Genomic DNA, 16983 nt, shown 5'->3' with positions numbered 1-16983 from the left:
TTCTCCCGCATTTACGGGATAGGTCGACAATTGCCGTCGACAAACCTTGGGTTGCAAACACATCCTGGACGAGGGCGAAAAGCATTTGGGTGTCGCGTGCCATGCAACGAGCGGCGGAATAATGGCCCGGCGCGCCGCCGTCGTTCAGAATACGCGGCAACGCTGATATCGAAAGATAATATAAATTGAAAATAACGATTCACACCGAGAAATATCAGCCCCACGCTGACATCAATCGTCAAATACTCAAGTATCTATTTTGTAATAGATGATTTGATTTATTTATAATAAAACAAATTAATAGGCGTATTACAAGAATTTCTTTACGCCGCACAGTCGTAATTATACAAGAAGCAGCCTATCGGATATCCAACTACGCGTCGAACGGCAGTTTCAGGGGGCTCGCAAATAGCCTCTCGCAGCTGTTGCAACCGACGACTCCGCGATAGTAGCGTCAGCCAACTTTCAGGTTGAAAGTGATTCGGGGCAGACGATGAGCGCGCAAGCAGCGATGGATGAAGATGTGTCCGCGATCCGGTCGCGGTTCACGGCAAGAGAGATTGAGTGCCTGCTATGGTGTTCGATGGGAAAGACCAGCTCCGAGATCGCAACGATTGTCGGACTGAGTGAACACACGGTCAATCACTATCTTATTTCATCGGCCAAGAAGCTCGAATGCACCAACCGTATTCATGCTGTCGCGAACGCATTGCGCCACGGCCTTATCAACTGACGCCAAGCTGATTTCTCTATAGGCAGAGGGGAAGTGGCTTTTCAAAGCCGCTTCCCCTCTGCCTTGGCTGCCACTTCGAAAGATCGAAGGATCTAGCCGTCCCGCATCAATCGAGCGATGGACTCGAGGCAGGTTCCGATTTCCACCATGTCCTGCGCTTTCGGCATCGCGTCGACATGAGAGAGCAATTCGGCCATCTCCTTCAATTGTTGCGAATGCAGATCGAGGTTCTGCAGGAAATCGAGCGATTGGCTGTCGAGTTGATCGACCGGCCAGTCCTGATCGACGTCGAGCCTGGCGGCGATGTCACGCAACTGTCCCGCCACGACGCCGACCAGCTTGCAAAAGCTGACAGCGATCGGTTCTTCAGCGCCAGAAGCGGTGGTTTCGCCATCCTCGCTCCAGAGATCGTCGCCTTCGTCAAAAAAACGCATCTCGCTAGCCATGTTCCGCCCTCTCAGAAGAAATCCACATCGCCGGTCGCCGCCGGCTTCGGCAACGGTTTAACCGGTTGCTCAATGATCGTGTCGTCAATAGCCTTGACCCAGGCCCGGCCCGTCACCGCCTGAAAGTTGACCCGGCGAGCCTTCTGGCCACCCAGATCCTCGGCCACGACCTGATAACGTTCGGCTCTTACGAAATCGCGAACGAAGGCGATATTCTCCTCACCGGGCTGGCAGTTGGAGGTGAACATGCGCGCGCCGCCGAACAGCTTCAGGCGAATATCGGCGTGAGACGCACCCTGCTTGAACATCTCGTTCAGCATCATTTCCATGAGCCAGGCGCCGTAGCCGCGCTGCTCGGCAACGCTCGCGCCAGTCTTGCCGGGCAGCAGAATGTGATTCATTCCGCCGAGCCCCCGAACCGGGTCGAATGCGCAACAGGCCACACAGGACCCGAGCACTGCGCTCAGCGTCATGTCCAGATCCTTCGTCACGGCGTATTCGCCCTGTCCGACGATCTTCTTGTGCAAACCCATCTGCGTCATGTCAGGCGAACTTCCCGACCACGGCTTCCAGGGCGCCCTTCAGCACCGCCGGCGTAAACGGCTTGGCCAGCACGTTGTTCGCGCCCAGCTTACGCGCCTGGTCGACCACCTTGGCGTCTTTGCGGCCGGTAATCATGATGAACCCGGTCTTGGAAAGCTTGCCGCTGGCGCGCACGGCCTGCAGCAGCTTCATGCCGTCGACATCGGGCATGTAGAGATCGGAGATGACGATATGGACGGGCTTGCTGTTGAGCTTGGTGAAACCGTCCCGCCCATCTTTCGCGAGTTGGATGTTCTTCAGCCCCAGTCCCTGAAGCATCTCTACCGTCAGCATACGGCTGGTCACGTTGTCATCGACCACCATGACGTGCAACATATCTTGAATGCTCATTGATTGACGACCTTCTTCATTGCCTGACGACCTTGCAGAGCGTCCGCCAGGGCTTGTAGTGGGAGAACCTGCTGAGCGGCTCCACATTCTGCCGCAACGCGAGGCATGCCATAGACCAGGCTTGTCGCCTGATCCTGGGCAAAGGTTCGTGCGCCAGCCTGGCGAAGAGCCAGGAGGCCTCGAGCGCCATCGGCGCCCATTCCGGTCAGCACAGCAGCACTGATGGAAAAATTACTGAGGGCCGCCAGTGAACGGAACATTTCGTCGACTGCCGGGCGATGTCCCTGTACCGGATCGCCCTCGGAAATCTGGCAGGTAAGCGTGCTGCGGCCGCGAATATGCAGATGACCGACTTCGCCGGGCGCCAAATAGACACAGCCGCGTCTCAGCGTCTCGCCGTCTTCCGCCACCTTCAGTTGCGGCGGGATGGCCCGGTCGAGACGCGCCGCCAGCCCGTTCGAAAAGCGGCCTGGAAGGTGCTGTGTGATGACGGTCGGCGGACAGTCCGCGGCGAAATTGCTGAGAATGGCTTCCAGCGCCTCGATTCCGCCGGTTGAGGAGCCGAGCGCAATAATGTCTGGCGCACTGCTGTTCGCCGGTGCGGCAGGCGGCAGCGCAGGTGCGAGCGCCGGCTTGGTCGAAGCACCGGACAACCGACGGTTCTCGCCCTTGGATACCCCCATCAGGCAGGCATCGCGAACGGCCTGGCGCATGGTCTGCATGGCGTGTTCGTCGGACAGATTCGGTTTAGGCAGGCAGGCATTGGCGCCGAGGCGAAACGCTTCGGAGGCAACCGAACTGCCCTCGGTCGCATGGCCGGAAATCACGACGACCGGCATGGGGCGTAGCTTCATGATGCGTTTGAGGAACTCCAGCCCGTTCATGTTGGGCATTTCCAGGTCCAGTGTGATCGCGTCCGGATTGAGCGCCTTGATCTGATCGCGCGCCTCGAACGGGTCGGCTGCGGTTCCAACGATTTCGAGCGAAGAATCTTCCTTCAGGATTAACGAAATCATCGACTGCATGATCGGTGAATCGTCGACGATGAGAACCTTGTATTTCTGTGTCATCAGACCGGGCTCACTTTCTGAAATCCAGATGGGCAGCAGGGCTTGAATTTGCGAAGCGCAGAACCGTGCAGGCGCTCCGAATGACCGAGATAAAGAAAACCGTTCGGCTCCAGCATCTCCGCATAGCGTTCCATGAGTTGGGCTTGCAGGTCGTTCGGAAAATAGATCAGGACGTTGCGGCAGAAGATCGCCCGGAAGCGCCGCTTCATCGGCCACTTGTCCTTCAGGTTGAGCGGGTTGAACTGCACCATCTTGCGCAGCGCATCGACCGGCTCGACCATCCCGCCGCTTTCCCGGAACCAGCGCTGCCGAAGAGCCGGCGGAAGCTTGTCGCCTTCAGCCGCGGCATATTGGGCGAGTCGCGCCTTACGCAGAATATCGGTGTCGATATCGGTCGCCAGGATACGCAGATCGGCATTTCCCAGATTGCCATTGGCGGCCTCTAGAAGGGTCGCGCCGAGCGAGAACGCTTCGCGACCGTCCGAACTGCCCGCCGACCAGAAACGAACCGGCTTGCCGGCCTTCGCATCGGCGATGGCCGCCGCCGCGACATGGTCGCGAACATGCTCGAAATGGTGAGGCTCGCGCCAGAAATCGGTGACGTTGGTCGTCACGGCGCAGATCATCGAATGGCATTCTTCCGCACCATCCTGCGAGGCAATGAGCTTCGCATACTCTTCATAGGAATGGCACTTGAGCGCACGCAGCCGCCGCGCAAGCCGGCCGGAGACCAGTTCTCGCTTGCTTTCCGACAATTCGATACCCGCGCGTTCGGACACGATTTTGCGGATCGTGTCGAAAGCATCGGTAGTCAGACTGGGAGTCGCCAGGACATCCGCGGGGGCAGGCAGGCTCATCAGGCGGCATCCTGCAGGGTTGTGGAGATGATGTTTTCCAGCAGCACTTCGCAGATGATCGCTTCTTCGTGCAAAATGACCTGCCGCAGATATTCGGCTCCGACCGGCGTATCCATGTCCGGCAGGTCGCGAATGTCGTCAGGCGCCACCTGGAGGATGTCGGAGACGCTGTCGACAAGCATGCCTGCCATCCGGTCGCCGACCTGCGCCACGATGACCACGCTCTGCGCGCTCGGTTCACAATCGCCCAGGCCGAAGCGCGCCGACACATCGATGATCGGCAGAATTGTGCCGCGCAGATTCACCACGCCGACCACATAATCCGGGACATGCGGCAGTTTGGTCGCATCGTTCCAGCCGCGGATCTCGCGGATCGAGGTAATGTCGATGCAGAACTGCCGACCCTGCACCATGAAGGCGATGAATTCGCGTGTGCTGTGGTGATTCTCGGTCATGCCACGGCCCTTTCTGTAACGAGGAGTGAACTGTTGTTTTGACGAAGTCCCAATGCCGTTTCGAGGATCTCATCGACATCGAGAATGAGCGCAATTCGTCCGGTGCCGAGGATCGTGGCGGCGCTAACGTCGGAGACGCGGCCGAAATTGGCTTCCAGAGACTTGATGACGAATTGCTGCTGTCCGTCGAACTGATCGACGAGCAGCGCGGCGGATGCGCCCGATTGGGATTCCACGATCAACAAAGTGGCCTTCTCGGGCATCTCGTCCATCGTGCGGAAACCGAGCCGGGCGGCGATATTGATGACAGGCACCAGCGTATCGCGAACCTTTACGACCGGCTGTCCACCGATATCGTGAATGCTGTCCCGGGCCACACTCAGCGTTTCCAGAACGCAGGAGAGCGGAACGATGAAGATCTCATCGGCAGCCCGCACGACCATGCCATCCAGAATGGCGAGCGTCAGCGGCAGGCTGAGCCGGATCTGCGTACCATGGCCGGGGTTGGAACTGATCGAGACCCGGCCGCCCAGCGCCTGGATCGACTGGCGGACGACATCCATACCGACGCCGCGGCCTGACAGGTCAGTCAGTTGCTCGGCCGTCGAGAAGCCGGGGGCAAAGATCAGATTATCGATCTCGCTTTCACTCAGTTCGGCGCCGGGTTCGATAATGCCCTTCTCGGTCGCCTTCTGAACCAGTCGCTCGCGGTTGAGACCAGCGCCGTCATCTTCCACCGAAACCACAATGCGGCCGGACTGATGGCAGGCGGAGAGTTTGATGGTGCCCTGCTCATCCTTGCCTTTCGCCCGGCGGTCTTCGGGCGTCTCGATGCCATGGTCGATGGCATTGCGGATCATATGGGTGAGAGGATCGCTGAGCCCTTCGATCACCGTTGTATCGACCTCGGTGTTCTCGCCCTCAAGGGCCAGAACCGCCTTCTTTCCGGTGCCGCTGCACGCTTCGCGCACGATGCGGGACATCCGCATGAAGACCGGCTTGACCGGCTGGGCGCGGATCGCCATCACACTTTCCTGAATTTCGCGCATCAACCGCTCGATTTCACGGAGCATGTTCTGCGAGGGCGAATCGCGATTGTCCATTTCGGTCGACAGGCTCTGGGCGAGCATGGCCTGGCTGATGACCGCCTCGCCCATCAGATTGATGAGACGGTCGACACGGTCGGATTCAACCCGGATGGTGGGCGACGTCTTGAGCGTCGCCGGCTTGTCCTTCTGCGCGGGCGCAGGGTCCTTGGCGGCGGCAGGCACGGGTGGCGTTTCAGTCGCCGGCTCGATAGCCGCGAGCGGCTCGCCCGGCAGCTCCAGTGCCGCCTCGACGGCGGACTCTGCCTCGTCATCCTCGCCTTCGGCGGTCTCAAAGCCGGCTAACAGATTGTCCAGGTCGGGCATATCGTCCGGCGCGCTGCCCTCCGGCGCGTCCGTCGAATGGGTGATTTCGCAATCGCCTTCGCACCATTCGACAATGTCCGTCACCTCATCGTCCGGCGATTCGGTCACGAGGCGTAGCGTGAAGGACAGATAGCTTTTGGCACTGTCGAAGGTGCTCAGATTGGGCAGATTGGCGCTGTCGGTCTCCACGCTCAATTCGCCGAGATCGGCCAGGTTGCGCGCCAGCTTCTGGACATCGTTGCCGCGCTGGTAGAAGGCGAGTGTCGGCTTGATGGTGATTATATGGGTCGTGCCGGCCGGCTCGGCCTCTTCCAGGGCAAGCGGCGCCAGATCGATCGGCACCGCGTCGAACTCGATCTCGGGCTCCGGCTCGTCCGAAATATCGCCGGCAAAGGCTTCCGACAGCTTGGTAACGAACTCGCTTGTGTCGGGAATTTCACCGCCATCCCGGGTCGCGGCGATGACGTCGCTCAGAAGGTCGCAGGCCGACGCGACAAGGTCGAGACGCGGATCTCGCCCCGGATCGGCCTCGTTGCGGATAACGTCGAGTCCGTTTTCGACCTTGTGAGCGAATTCCACCAGTTCGGTGAAGCCGAATGCGCCCGCTCCGCCCTTGATGGAATGGATCGCGCGAAAGATAGCGTGGACGCAATCCACCTCTTCCGGATCGCTTTGCAGCGTCATGAAGCCCTGTTCGACTTCAGCCAGCTGGTCGGCACATTCTTGAAAAAAGGTAACTTTGATGCTGTCCAGATCCATTGATCCGTCTCCGATCAGGCCAGAACGCGATTGATGGCGGCCAGAAGTTTGTCAGGGCTGAACGGCTTGACGATCCAGCCCGTCGCACCGGCGTCGCGAGCGCGCACTTTCTTCTCTTGGCTGGACTCCGTGGTCAGCACCAGAATAGGCGCGGCCGCGCTGTTGCTGCCGCCACGAACGGCGGAGATAAAGCCGTACCCGTCCAGATTGGGCATGTTGATGTCGGTGATGATGACATCCGGCTGGCAGCCTTCCAGCTTGGCCAGGCCATCCTGTCCGTCCTCAGCCGTCACCACATTGAAACCGGCGCCCTTGAGGCAGGCTTCGACGAGTTGTCGGATGGTTCGGGAATCATCGACGGCGAGAATCGTATGCGACATTAGTGCGCTCCTTCGATACGAAGAAAATCAATGGACAGACCGATGCGGTCGAGTGAGGCGACAAAGGCTTCGGAAGGGCTCTCCCAATCCAGCGAAAACCCGTCGTCGGACCACTGCTTTGCAGCGGCGATGGCGACTTCCAGGCAGGGTGTGTCGATACGGGAAACCGCCGCGGCGTCGATCGTCAGATTGGTGCCGATCCGCTCCAGGAGCGTCGCCCTTAGATTTTCAGCCTGATCGAGATCGAGAATTTCCGGCAGCGCCAGCCGACCGGCCGTCTCGCCGCCCTCGACCTGCACCTGAATGTCGGGAGCCGCATCGGGCAGTTCTGCAAGATCGGCGAATGGATCGGCATCGGCGATGTCCGCCGTTTCTGCCGGCGCATCCATGGCAAGATCGGCAAACGGATCGGCATCGACCGCGCTGTCCTCGCCCAGCGCAGAAGTGTCTGCGTCCAGGGTGGGTAGCGGTTCGATAGGTGATGCGTCCTGTTCCGGTGCGCTCTCCCCCAGTGCATCCTCGGGATTGTCAAGCGGCGGCAGGCTATCCATCAAATCGAAAGCCGGCAGTTCTTCCATCTCGAGCGACGGCGCGCTGGCGTCCAGCGACAAGCGCGGGCCACCATCGGTCGGGAAAACGTCTGTGAACGCGCCGGGCTCGGCAGGTTCTTCGGGCGTGTCGACCGTCAGTGGGGTGAAGGCTTGGATATCGTCTTTCATCAGAATTCTTCCCAATCCTCATCGATGGCCGTATTTCCCAGCGTCAGATTTGGCGCGATAGGTTTGGAACCGTTTTCCGACGTCCGTGGCGGCGCGGTGCGGGAGACTGACGCGGCCGATTTTTCGCCAGCCCTTCGGTTTGCTTGTGGTTCGCTGCTGCTCTGCCTGCTCGAAGCCAGATCGGCAAAGCGTGCCGTCTGTCCGCTTCGAAGGGCGTCCGCCGCAGCATTGAGGCCGACATTGCCGGTCTTAGCGGATTGGCGGCGGGCCGGACGTTCATTGGTCGGCGACGCCGTCCGTCTGATCGCACGACGCGCCTCCGGCGAACCGGTCTGCGCTTCACGCAGGAGATTTGAGATTTCGACCGTATGACGCTGAAGCGAATGGCTGGCCGCCGTGACTTCCTCGGCCATCGCAGCGTTCTGCTGCGTCATGCCGTCCATCTCGACCGCGCTGCTGTTCAGCGTGTCGAGGGCATGGGTCTGCTCTTGGGCGCTCTCGGTAATGGTCTGAACGTTCTGGCTGATATTGAGAACGTGATCGGAGATCCGCTTCAGTGCCGAGCCGGTCTGGTTCACGAGGCGTGAGCCATCCGCGATCTGTTGCGTGGACTGGGTAATGAGGCTCGAAATCTCCCGCGCCGCATTGGCCGAGCGTTGCGCTAGGGCACGAACTTCGGACGCGACGACTGCAAAGCCCTGCCCGGCGTCACCGGCACGCGCCGCCTCGACGCCGGCATTCAACGCCAGCAGATTGGTCTGGAAAGCGATCTCGTCGATAACGGTGATGATCTGGTTGATCTTCGTCGCCGAATTTTCGATTTGCTCCATGGCGGTCAGCGCTTCGTCGACAACCTGGCTGCTGGCTTCGGCGTCCTGCCGCGCGCTGGTGGCCACGCTGCTGGTCTCTTCGAGCCGCGCCGCAGAGGTGCGGACTTCATCGACGACCGTTCCGAGGGTCGAGACCGTTTCTTCCAGGGCGACGGCCTGGCGTTCGGTCCGCTTGGACAGATCGTCCGATGCGCTGACGATTTCGCCGACGCCTGTGCCAAGCCCCTCGACACTATGGCTGACCTTGCCGAGCGTGTCGCCAATGAACGCTTGAGCCGCTCGATAGCTGCTTTTCAGCGTCTCGATCTCTTCGGGGAAGGGTGTCTCGACGACGTGTTGAAAATTGCCCCTGGCGAGTTCCTTGAGCGCGTCGTTCAACGCGGACAGCGCCTGCCGGCTCTCTTCGTCCAGACCGACGACGGGCGGTTCTTCGACTACAGTAGGTTCGGGTTCGGCGACGGGTTCGGGTTCGCGCTGCGTCAGGTTGCGTGCAAGAGCCCCGAAAATGTCCTGTCTTTCCAGAAAACCACGCTGATTGACCGGCTTATGATCCGTGTTTGCAATTTCGCCCAGAAAGGCGAGCGGGCGGGTAATCAGGCGGGGCAGGCGATGCGCCAGTGCGATCATGCTGACGAGACCGACGCCGAGAAAGATCAGAAAACCGAATGGCAGCAAGGTTTGGCCCGGCACTTCGATCCCGGAAAGGGAAAGCGCGAACAGGCCGATGGCAAAACCTTGAGCAACAAGTCCGGCATGGATCAGCGTCATGAGCGGTCGAGCCGCGGACACTGCGCATACGTCATTCTCGGCAGGCAAAGCCGCCACCGTCGAAACGGTCATGGGGATCCCCGACAAATCTGGAAAGATGACACATCCGCCAAAAGGCATCGGGATTGGCATTCATGCCACAAGCGTTCAGTGACACTCGCTCCCAGTAAGGCTGACGATAGAAGGATTGAGCTTAACCAGGGGTAAACAGCTCGCGTAAAAGTCGTAAAACCCGGGCTGACCAGTCTGACGCAAACTTCCGACTTTACGTTGAGAGCAAAGGAGACCGACATTGAAAATGCTGATCCCGGGATTCGTTGCGATTTTCGCCGGTGGAGCAATTGCCGCCTTTGCCGCTCTGCCACCGGCCCCGGTCGATGAAACGGTCGAGGTGGAACAGACCGGCACCCCGTTTGAGGCACGGAATGTCGCGGTGCCGCGTCGAGAAGGCGAGAGAACCGATGGTTATGTCGTCATCGATATGAACGGAATGCACGATGACAGCCTGAGTGCATCGGCCGCCACCGCTTATGTCACGGCGGCGCTCGGGCTCCTGGCCAGCACGCGTCAGGTTCAGGATCTCGATCCCGATGTTGTGGCCCACCGGGGCCGTCTGGCGGAGCGGCTTACGGCTGCGCTCGATACGATGGGCCAGGGCGAAATCATCCATTCCATCGAAGTTACCGAAATCGGCTTTATCGCGCGGACGCACAAATAGACCGCACGCTTCGCGCAAGGTTGCTCCAATAGCTTGATACGAACGGCATGTGCCGTTGCCGAATCAGACGCCGGCATGATGCCACCCGGTGGAAGCTGGATGGACCAGCATGTCCTGAACGAAACGCGCCGAAGCGGTGCCAAAGAGAACTGCTACAATGACAAGTATCAGAACCAACTCTGCAGCCATGGTAGCGCTGCGCACCCTGGAAACGACCAATAAGGCGCTGGAAGATACGCAAAAACGCATCTCGACCGGCTATCGGGTGGCCGAAGCGGCCGACAATGCCGCCTATTGGTCCATCGCGACCGTCATGAAGTCGGACAAGGCGGCACTTTCCACGGTTCAGGACGCGCTCGGGCTCGGCACCGCAAAGATCGACGTCACGTATACGGCAATCAATTCCGCCATCGATGTTGTCGATTCGATCAAGTCGAAGCTGGTTGCGGCCCGGGAACCCGGTGTCGACAAGGAAAAAATCCAGGACGAGATCAAACAGTTGCAGGAGCAGCTGGTCGGCATTGCCGAATCGGCAAGCTTTTCCGGCGAAAACTGGCTTAACGTGAATTCGGCTAACGCCGGTTATTCGTCGACAGAAGAGATCGTCTCATCCTTTAACCGCACGGGCAGTGCCGTCACGGTCGACACGATCGATATCGATATCAGCACGCTCGCCCTGATGGACGGCAATCCGGCGGTGGGTGCAGATGGCCTTCTGGAGAAGACCACGACTTCCGGCACAGGTGCGACCGCGGTAACCTTCTCGATTCTCACACTGGACATCACGGCGGCGAACGTCACGGATGCGACGATCGATGACATGATCGATTTCGTTCACAGCGCCTTTACCGATCTGACGAATGGCGCGTCAGATCTTGGCGCGATGAAAAGCCGCCTCTCCATGCAGACCGACTTCGTGGCCACCCTGATCGATGCGATGACGCGCGGCATCTCCGCTTTGATCGACGCGGATATGAGCGAAGAATCCACCCGCCTTCAGGCTCTGCAGACGCAGCAGCAGCTCGGCGTGCAGTCCCTGTCGATTGCCAACGCCTCGGCCCAGAACATTCTGGCCCTCTTCCAGGGCTAAGTCACATGGCCTTGATGCCGGCCATCTGAGAAACCCAAAAGCCCGGACCGATCATCGGTCCGGGCTTTTTCTTTAGGGGCGTGCTTCCTACGATCCGGTGGAATTTATCCGTTCGCGCAGGCAAAGAGCCGCTTACGTCAGCATGAATTGCTGCGCTTGAAGGGTTTCGGCCAGAAAGCGCGTATTGACGTCGGGGTCGCCGTCGCTCTTGGCGAAGGCGATGTAGTCCAGCTGGACCCGAGCACCGTCCGCAGACAGGAACAGGCGGAAATAGGCCTGCAATTCCTCGCGATTGAGACACAGATCGAGGCAAATTTCCGGAAGCTTGTTCCAGCCGAGCACGATGCTCGAACTGTTGCCAAGAGTGAGGAACCCCGGCGTGAAATGAAAATTGGCCGCCTCATTGACGATCTCGGCCAGCGACGCGTGCAGATCGAGCGCAATAAACGCAGCGAAATGAACCGGCTCGGCCAGAAGAAGCTCCTCCGCGAAGGACGCGATGCCTTCGGACAGGATGGCCTCCCGAGCGAGCTTCTGGTCAGTTGGCAACATGGGTCGATCCCGTATTCTGGATGCTGCGTATGAGGGCGGCGACGGCCCGGTAGAACTCGGCGGGTATCAGACCGTCCAGCGGCGCGACGCGATAGAGCGAGCGGGCGAGCGGCACATCTTCGAAGACCGGAACGCCCGCTTCCTCAGCCACCCGGCGGATGCGCAGCGCCACCTCGTCGGTGCCCTTTGCGACGACGCGCGGTGCGGCGTCTTTTTCGGTGTCGTATCGCAATGCGACGGCGAAATGCGTCGGGTTCGCGACAACCAACGTGGCGTCCGGCACCACCGCCATCATGCGGCTTCGCGCGCGGGCGCGGGCGACGGCCCGGATGCGGGATTTGACCAGCGGATCGCCTTCGGCCTGCTTGTGCTCTTCCTTCACCTCCTGCTTGGTCATGCGCAGATCGGCTTTCCACATCGTCTTCGACACGGCGAAATCGACGACGCCGACGATCAACATGAAGATGAAGAGATAGGCGACGAGCATCTGGGCCGTTTGGCCCGTCCCCGACAACGCCCGCATAACGTCGAGATTGAGGTAGGAGGGCAGTTCGATCAGCCGTGAGCGCAATAGGACGCTCAACAGCAACGCCGCAAAGAGGAATTTAGCGAGCGATTTGAGAAACTCGATCAGACCGCGTTTGCCGAAGATCTTGGCCCATCCCTTGACGGGCGAGATGGAGCTCCACTTCGGCTTGATGCGCTGCATGACCATGCGTGGCGCGTTCTGGACAGCCGATGCGATGATCCCCGCCGACATGAGCAGCAGGAAGAGCGGCAGCAACAGGGCCGCGATCAATGGCATCACATGCCAGACCAGCCGGCGCAGATCCTCCGCCGAGCCGATCGGAACGCCCGCGGCGTTGTCGACGACATAGGCAAGGTCGGAAGCGAACCGCCCGATCGACCCTTCGGCAAAGAGCAAGAGCCAGATCAGCATGACGCCGAGCGAAACGGCCAGCGTTGCTTCGCGGGACGTTGCGGTCTGCCCCTTCTCCAGCGCATCGCGGATCCGTTTCTCGGTCGGATCCTCTGTTTTGCTGTCTTTGTCCTGCTCGCTCATGCCCGATCCGATCCGAAGCGCTTAGGCGGTTTGATCGGCGGGAAGCGAGAACTCCCCATCATGGGCGCGGCGCAGGATTTCGGCGACGATCTTGCGGCGGGCCGCGCCGATATCCGCATCGCGGATCGGCCGGGGCGAAGCGAGCTCCGCTTCGATCATGCGGCGGTTGCGCTGGCCGACGGCGGTAAGGACGCACTCCTTCACCTCGTCTCCCGCGCCCTTCAGCGCCAGGGTCAGAAGCTCCTGATCCATGCTGTCGAAAATGGTGGCGAGAGCTGTTTCATCAAGCCGCGCGACATCGTCGAAGCGGAACAGCTTGGAGCGCACGGCAGCCAGCCGCTTGGGCGCGACGATGGCTTTCAGGTCGTCGAGCAGTTCGTCGAGCTCTTCGCGATCGAACTCGTTGAGCGCGGCCGCTACTGCACCGGCGCGGTCGCCATCTTCGCTTTCATCGCCACCGAACGTTTCTTCCAGCCTGGCTTCGATCAACGCGACCACCGCATCGTTTGGCGGCTTCGCAGCGATCATGAAACCGATGACCTCGCTACGCTTCTGGCGTTCCAGCGTCAGAAGCAGCCGCGCGACTAGCTGGTCCGGTAGTCGTGACAGAACATAGGCCGTGACGAGTTCGCTTTCCTCGCCGAGAAATTCTGAAAGAGCTTCCGGATCGACTTTCGACAGATGCGACCAGATCGAACTGTTGTCGTTGTCCGCTCCGCCATTCAGAAGATCGTCCAGCCCGTCCTCGCCGAAGGAGTCGGCCAGCATTTCGGCTACCTTGGCATCGAGTTCGTCCAGACCGGCGCCCGAGACGAACGCGTTTTCGAAATCATTGACGACCTGCGACAGATCGTCTTCGGTCAGGCGCGACATGGTGCGCGCGCAACCGGCCATATGACGCAACTCATCGGGCTGGAAGTTGCGGATGAACTCCTTGCCGCGTTCCTTGCCCATCGCCATGATGACGGCGATCGCCCGGTGAGTGTCGATCATCTGGATCATATTGTCCGCTGGGGCCCTCAGGCGCCTTCGCTACCTTCGATGGAAAGAATCTTGAGGCCGTAAGCCGTGGGCTCGCCCTCCAGCGCGATCAGCTCCGCCGTGCCGATCTTCGTTTCGTTGACGACCAGGTCGATGGGCTCGCCGATCATCTTGTTGAGGGACAGTACCTGGCCGGGACCGACCTGCCCGAGTTCGGCGACGGTCATTCCGATCCGGCCCAATATGACTTCCAGTTCCAGCGGTATGTTCTGGATCGCGATGGGCGAACGGGATTTGGGCGCAGTTGCCGATACGGGTCCGCCGGCTGCCGCTTCCTCGCCGGTTTCCGACAATGCGCCCATTTGGCTCATATGTTCGCTCAGTTCGTCCTGAAGACTTTCCAGTCCCATGGTTTTCATCCGTTTCTTCTATGGCGGTTGGCGTGTGAGCGGTTCAGCTGGCCGACTCGTCATTGATCCTTATGCAATAGTGATCGCCGCTCTTGCCGACGCGAGCAGTGGCCAGAACTTCCTGGCCGACCTGCATGATGCAGTTGGAAAAGGCGGCGTCGGCCAGAGGCAGAACGCTGCCCACTTCCATTTCTTCGATCTGTCGATAGGTCAGCATGCCGCCGGAGAGCCTTATGGTCGCTTCGACCTTGAGGCTGCCGAAGCGGGGACTGCCTTGGTCGGCATGGCCAGTCCCGGTAGCTGCATGCCCGGCTGCGGCAACGGGCGGCGCCGATGGCATGGCGACGGGAAGGCGGTCGGCCGGAATAGCCAGTTGCATCATGCCGTCGCGCTCGCCGACTTTGATCGTGAACTGCAGGACGAGCACCCGCTTGTCCTTGACCTCGGCCAGATCGATCTCGCCGGGCCGGCAAAGGTCGGGCAGGCCGATCTCGTGCCGGGTTTCCTTTCCGACGGCCACGATCAGATCGCGCCATAACATGTCGCAGATCGACTGCTCGATCCGGGTCAGCGGCTTTTCGCCCTTGTCGGTATTCGCCGACAGTGTTCCGCCGAGAAGCAGGGTGGCGACGTCACGAACCGACTGCATTTCCATCGTCGCCAAGAGCGCCGGGATCACCTCTTCCTCGGTCCCGGTCATGCAACGGACCATGAGGCCCTGCGCCGGCTGCTCGGCGTGCCAAGCGCCCAGTTCGGTGCGTGTCGCGCTTTCCAGATGGAACTGGGCAAGACCGGCAATGTCCGGTCCCAGATCGCTGCTCATCTTCTGCGCGAGGCTGCGGCCCAGGCGTTCGTCCTGATCCGACGTGTCCCGCGCCACCGTGGTTCGCGCCTGCAACGCCTCCACGAAGCGGGACAGGCTTTCCGGTTTGCTCAGCGTATTGACGCTCATGCGACGACTCCTGCGGTAACGGTCGCTTCTTCGACCGCGTTGATGGAAGGACGATCATGCGCGGAGATCGCCTTGCGGCCGAACTCGAGCGCGACTTGCGGCACCGAACCGTTCATGTGTGCGATCAGCGTCTGCTTGGCGACGAAATATTTGCGCATGTTCTTTTCGCGGATCAGCTTCACCTTGGCCGCGAGCGGCCCGACGATGGCGTAGGAGGCAAAAATGCCGAAAAACGTGCCGACGAGCGCCGCCCCGATCAGTCCGCCCAGCACTTCAGGCGTCGAATTGATCTTGCCCATCGCTTTGACGACACCCAGAACGGCGGCGACGATACCGAGCGCCGGCAGACCGTCGGCGACCGCCTGCAAGGCGTGATAACCTTTCAGCGCATCGCGACGCAGGGTTTGGATTTCCTCTTCCATCAGCGCTTCGACCTCGTGTGGCCGCGCATTGCCGACCATGATGAGCCGCAGGTAATCGCAGATGAAATTGCGGAATTCCGCGTTCTTCTGAATGGTCGGGTAGGCTTCGAAGATCGGACTGCTGTCCGGATTGTCGATGTGGTTTTCGAATTCGCTCTTGGGCCGGTCCTTGAGCTGGCGGAGCAATGTATAGAGCAGGCTGAGCATGTTGAGATAATCCTGCTCTGTCGACGCCTTACCCTTCATGGCCTCCATCAGGCTTTTGCCGGTGTCCTTTACGACAGGCATGGAGTTGGCCATCAGAAACGTGCCGAGCGCAGCACCGCCGATAATGACGTATTCCCAAGGCTGAACCAGCACCTCCACATGACCGCCCATGGCCATATAACCGCCGATGACGCATCCGAACGTGATGACGATACCAAGTAAGACACCCAAGGTTTTTCTCCATTGACGGCGCAGAACCGTTCATCGGCAAGCTAGATTGCATTCCTTGCGCCGGGCTGGACGGAGCGATGATCCTGACGTCGGGTTCTCGTGAGTGTCGGCAATGCGGCGGTTCCGACAGCAGCCAGCGTCAGGCTCGCGCAAGGCGGCGCATCGATAGTCCCGGCAAAAGCGCCCGATGACGGCGTTCGGCTTGAGGATTATGGAACCATGCTCAGCACCTACGCCGCCTACCAGCTGACGACGCAGAACCTCGACCGCTCGCTGACCATCGTCAAAAGCGATCCCATGGTCGAACGCGAAACGGCCTATTACAAAGAAAATGTCGGCAAGATCAAAACCCCTGAAGAGTTCGTCAATGATTCGCGTATCTTCGGATATGCCATGAAGGCGTTTGGCCTGGACGACATGACCTACGCCAAGGCGTTCATGCTGAAAGTGCTGAAGGAAGGTACGGACGAGAACACCGCCTTCGCCAACCGCCTCGCCGACAAACGATATGTCGATTTTGCGGACACCTTCAATTTCAGTCGCCATGGCAAGACTGCCATGACCTTCACCAAGGCTCAGCAGGGCACGGTCGACCTTTATATGCGTCAAACCTTGGAAGAGAACGAGGGTTCCAAGAACGAAGCGGTGCGCCTTGCCATGTATTTCGAACGCAAGGCCCCCGATCTGAAAAGCGTTACCGGCATTCTGGCCGATTCGGCGCTCTCCAGCGTGGTCCGGACGGTTCTCGGCCTACCGGACAGCACGGCCATGCTGAACATCGATAAGCAGATCGAGATGCTGAAAGGCCGGATAGACATCAAGGACTTCCAGGACCCTGACAAGCTGGCCAAGATGATCGAGCGCTTCTCGGCCATGTGGGACATGAACAAAGGGAGTTCGGCGGCCCAATCGCAGGTCGGTCTTCTTTTCAGCGGCTCCAGCCCGACGCTATCGGCCGATCTGCTCATGTCTCTTCTGGCAAGATAGGGGCGGCC

General features: G+C 60.0%; 19 protein-coding genes and 1 pseudogene. 4 read left to right on the top strand and 16 right to left on the bottom strand.

The genetic code is table 11. The annotated features are described in order from the left end of the window. Window positions 1-547 precede the first annotated feature (547 nt). Window positions 548-733: pseudogene (locus B7H23_RS06245) on the top strand (helix-turn-helix transcriptional regulator); the annotation flags it as partial. Window positions 734-825: 92 nt separating this feature from the next. On the opposite strand, the gene B7H23_RS06240 reads toward B7H23_RS06245, so the two are convergent. The 10 genes from B7H23_RS06240 to B7H23_RS06195 are packed head-to-tail and all read right to left on the bottom strand — an operon-like array spanning window position 826 to window position 9434. Then, complete coding sequence (locus B7H23_RS06240) at window positions 826-1167, bottom strand: hypothetical protein (protein WP_094076448.1); 342 nt, start codon at window positions 1165-1167, stop codon at window positions 826-828. A gap of 23 nt (window positions 1168-1190) precedes the next feature. Further along, on the bottom strand, window positions 1191-1721 hold the full coding sequence (locus tag B7H23_RS06235) for a chemotaxis protein CheD (RefSeq protein WP_094076447.1): 531 nt from the start codon (window positions 1719-1721) through the stop codon (window positions 1191-1193). A gap of 1 nt (window position 1722) precedes the next feature. Beyond that, window positions 1723-2112: a response regulator gene (locus tag B7H23_RS06230; RefSeq protein WP_158215782.1), complete on the bottom strand. Its 390-nt coding sequence runs from the start codon at window positions 2110-2112 to the stop codon at window positions 1723-1725. Further along, window positions 2109-3182: a chemotaxis-specific protein-glutamate methyltransferase CheB gene (gene cheB, locus B7H23_RS06225; RefSeq protein WP_094076446.1), complete on the bottom strand. Its 1074-nt coding sequence runs from the start codon at window positions 3180-3182 to the stop codon at window positions 2109-2111. The genes B7H23_RS06230 and cheB overlap by 4 nt, the downstream gene beginning before the upstream one ends. Next, window positions 3182-4039 (bottom strand): CheR family methyltransferase, encoded by an 858-nt coding sequence (locus B7H23_RS06220; protein ID WP_094076445.1) that lies wholly within the window; start codon window positions 4037-4039, stop codon window positions 3182-3184. The genes cheB and B7H23_RS06220 overlap by 1 nt, the downstream gene beginning before the upstream one ends. Beyond that, window positions 4039-4494, bottom strand: coding sequence for a chemotaxis protein CheW (locus B7H23_RS06215; RefSeq protein ID WP_094076444.1), 456 nt, complete (start codon window positions 4492-4494; stop codon window positions 4039-4041). The genes B7H23_RS06220 and B7H23_RS06215 overlap by 1 nt, the downstream gene beginning before the upstream one ends. Beyond that, the gene (locus B7H23_RS06210; protein ID WP_094076443.1) at window positions 4491-6665 is read right to left on the bottom strand and encodes a chemotaxis protein CheA; all 2175 of its coding nucleotides are present in this window, start codon (window positions 6663-6665) and stop codon (window positions 4491-4493) included. The genes B7H23_RS06215 and B7H23_RS06210 overlap by 4 nt, the downstream gene beginning before the upstream one ends. 14 nt (window positions 6666-6679) lie before the next feature. Beyond that, the gene (locus B7H23_RS06205) at window positions 6680-7045 is read right to left on the bottom strand and encodes a response regulator (RefSeq protein ID WP_094076442.1); all 366 of its coding nucleotides are present in this window, start codon (window positions 7043-7045) and stop codon (window positions 6680-6682) included. Continuing rightward, on the bottom strand, window positions 7045-7764 hold the full coding sequence (locus tag B7H23_RS06200) for an STAS domain-containing protein (protein ID WP_094076441.1): 720 nt from the start codon (window positions 7762-7764) through the stop codon (window positions 7045-7047). Before B7H23_RS06200 ends, B7H23_RS06205 begins: the two co-directional genes overlap by 1 nt. Next, window positions 7764-9434 carry a methyl-accepting chemotaxis protein gene (locus B7H23_RS06195; protein WP_158215781.1) on the bottom strand — a complete coding sequence of 557 codons (1671 nt, stop codon included), beginning with the start codon at window positions 9432-9434 and terminating at the stop codon, window positions 7764-7766. Before B7H23_RS06195 ends, B7H23_RS06200 begins: the two co-directional genes overlap by 1 nt. Window positions 9435-9654: 220 nt before the next feature. On the opposite strand from B7H23_RS06195, the gene B7H23_RS06190 reads away from it, so the two are divergent. Beyond that, complete coding sequence (locus B7H23_RS06190) at window positions 9655-10080, top strand: hypothetical protein (RefSeq protein ID WP_143534729.1); 426 nt, start codon at window positions 9655-9657, stop codon at window positions 10078-10080. A gap of 157 nt (window positions 10081-10237) precedes the next feature. Further along, on the top strand, window positions 10238-11170 hold the full coding sequence (locus B7H23_RS06185; RefSeq protein WP_094076438.1) for a flagellin N-terminal helical domain-containing protein: 933 nt from the start codon (window positions 10238-10240) through the stop codon (window positions 11168-11170). A gap of 132 nt (window positions 11171-11302) precedes the next feature. Here B7H23_RS06185 and B7H23_RS06180 read toward each other — a convergent pair whose 3' ends face one another. Genes B7H23_RS06180 through motA form a run of 6 tightly spaced genes read right to left on the bottom strand, consistent with a single transcriptional unit; the run spans window position 11303 to window position 15988 of the window. Next, complete coding sequence (locus tag B7H23_RS06180; RefSeq protein WP_094076437.1) at window positions 11303-11722, bottom strand: hypothetical protein; 420 nt, start codon at window positions 11720-11722, stop codon at window positions 11303-11305. After that, window positions 11709-12785: an EscU/YscU/HrcU family type III secretion system export apparatus switch protein gene (locus B7H23_RS06175; RefSeq protein ID WP_094076436.1), complete on the bottom strand. Its 1077-nt coding sequence runs from the start codon at window positions 12783-12785 to the stop codon at window positions 11709-11711. The genes B7H23_RS06180 and B7H23_RS06175 overlap by 14 nt, the downstream gene beginning before the upstream one ends. Window positions 12786-12806: 21 nt before the next feature. Beyond that, on the bottom strand, window positions 12807-13787 hold the full coding sequence (locus B7H23_RS06170; RefSeq protein WP_094076435.1) for a FliG C-terminal domain-containing protein: 981 nt from the start codon (window positions 13785-13787) through the stop codon (window positions 12807-12809). 17 nt (window positions 13788-13804) lie between these two features. Next, entirely contained in the window at window positions 13805-14176 is a 372-nt protein-coding gene (locus B7H23_RS06165) for a FliM/FliN family flagellar motor switch protein (protein ID WP_158215780.1), read from the bottom strand. Window positions 14177-14219: 43 nt separating this feature from the next. Beyond that, on the bottom strand, window positions 14220-15128 hold the full coding sequence (locus tag B7H23_RS06160) for a FliM/FliN family flagellar motor switch protein (protein WP_094076433.1): 909 nt from the start codon (window positions 15126-15128) through the stop codon (window positions 14220-14222). Next, entirely contained in the window at window positions 15125-15988 is an 864-nt protein-coding gene (motA, locus tag B7H23_RS06155) for a flagellar motor stator protein MotA (RefSeq protein ID WP_094076432.1), read from the bottom strand. Before motA ends, B7H23_RS06160 begins: the two co-directional genes overlap by 4 nt. Window positions 15989-16207: 219 nt before the next feature. Between motA and B7H23_RS06150 the strand changes: the two genes are divergently transcribed. Further along, window positions 16208-16975 (top strand): DUF1217 domain-containing protein, encoded by a 768-nt coding sequence (locus B7H23_RS06150; RefSeq protein WP_094076917.1) that lies wholly within the window; start codon window positions 16208-16210, stop codon window positions 16973-16975. Window positions 16976-16983 lie beyond the last annotated feature (8 nt).

Source organism: Notoacmeibacter marinus, assembly GCF_002238045.1.
Taxonomy (GTDB): domain Bacteria; phylum Pseudomonadota; class Alphaproteobacteria; order Rhizobiales; family Rhizobiaceae; genus Notoacmeibacter; species Notoacmeibacter marinus.
This window is presented reverse-complemented; position numbering and strand designations above follow the sequence as displayed.

Bases quoted from the DNA above. Each gene is read 5' to 3' on its own strand.
- B7H23_RS06215 (WP_094076444.1), bottom strand. From the start codon at position 4,494: ATGACCGAGAATCACCACAGCACACGCGAATTCATCGCCTTCATGGTG.
- B7H23_RS06160 (WP_094076433.1), bottom strand. From the start codon at position 15,128: ATGAGCGTCAATACGCTGAGCAAACCGGAAAGCCTGTCCCGCTTCGTG.
- B7H23_RS06200 (WP_094076441.1), bottom strand. From the start codon at position 7,764: ATGAAAGACGATATCCAAGCCTTCACCCCACTGACGGTCGACACGCCC.
- B7H23_RS06180 (WP_094076437.1), bottom strand. From the start codon at position 11,722: ATGTTGCCAACTGACCAGAAGCTCGCTCGGGAGGCCATCCTGTCCGAA.
- B7H23_RS06230 (WP_158215782.1), bottom strand. From the start codon at position 2,112: ATGAGCATTCAAGATATGTTGCACGTCATGGTGGTCGATGACAACGTG.
- B7H23_RS06170 (WP_094076435.1), bottom strand. From the start codon at position 13,787: ATGATCCAGATGATCGACACTCACCGGGCGATCGCCGTCATCATGGCG.
- B7H23_RS06195 (WP_158215781.1), bottom strand. From the start codon at position 9,434: ATGACCGTTTCGACGGTGGCGGCTTTGCCTGCCGAGAATGACGTATGC.
- B7H23_RS06210 (WP_094076443.1), bottom strand. From the start codon at position 6,665: ATGGATCTGGACAGCATCAAAGTTACCTTTTTTCAAGAATGTGCCGAC.
- cheB (WP_094076446.1), bottom strand. From the start codon at position 3,182: ATGACACAGAAATACAAGGTTCTCATCGTCGACGATTCACCGATCATG.
- B7H23_RS06185 (WP_094076438.1), top strand. From the start codon at position 10,238: ATGACAAGTATCAGAACCAACTCTGCAGCCATGGTAGCGCTGCGCACC.
- B7H23_RS06220 (WP_094076445.1), bottom strand. From the start codon at position 4,039: ATGAGCCTGCCTGCCCCCGCGGATGTCCTGGCGACTCCCAGTCTGACT.
- B7H23_RS06235 (WP_094076447.1), bottom strand. From the start codon at position 1,721: ATGACGCAGATGGGTTTGCACAAGAAGATCGTCGGACAGGGCGAATAC.
- B7H23_RS06205 (WP_094076442.1), bottom strand. From the start codon at position 7,045: ATGTCGCATACGATTCTCGCCGTCGATGATTCCCGAACCATCCGACAA.
- B7H23_RS06165 (WP_158215780.1), bottom strand. From the start codon at position 14,176: ATGGGACTGGAAAGTCTTCAGGACGAACTGAGCGAACATATGAGCCAA.
- B7H23_RS06240 (WP_094076448.1), bottom strand. From the start codon at position 1,167: ATGCGTTTTTTTGACGAAGGCGACGATCTCTGGAGCGAGGATGGCGAA.
- B7H23_RS06150 (WP_094076917.1), top strand. From the start codon at position 16,208: ATGCTCAGCACCTACGCCGCCTACCAGCTGACGACGCAGAACCTCGAC.
- B7H23_RS06175 (WP_094076436.1), bottom strand. From the start codon at position 12,785: ATGAGCGAGCAGGACAAAGACAGCAAAACAGAGGATCCGACCGAGAAA.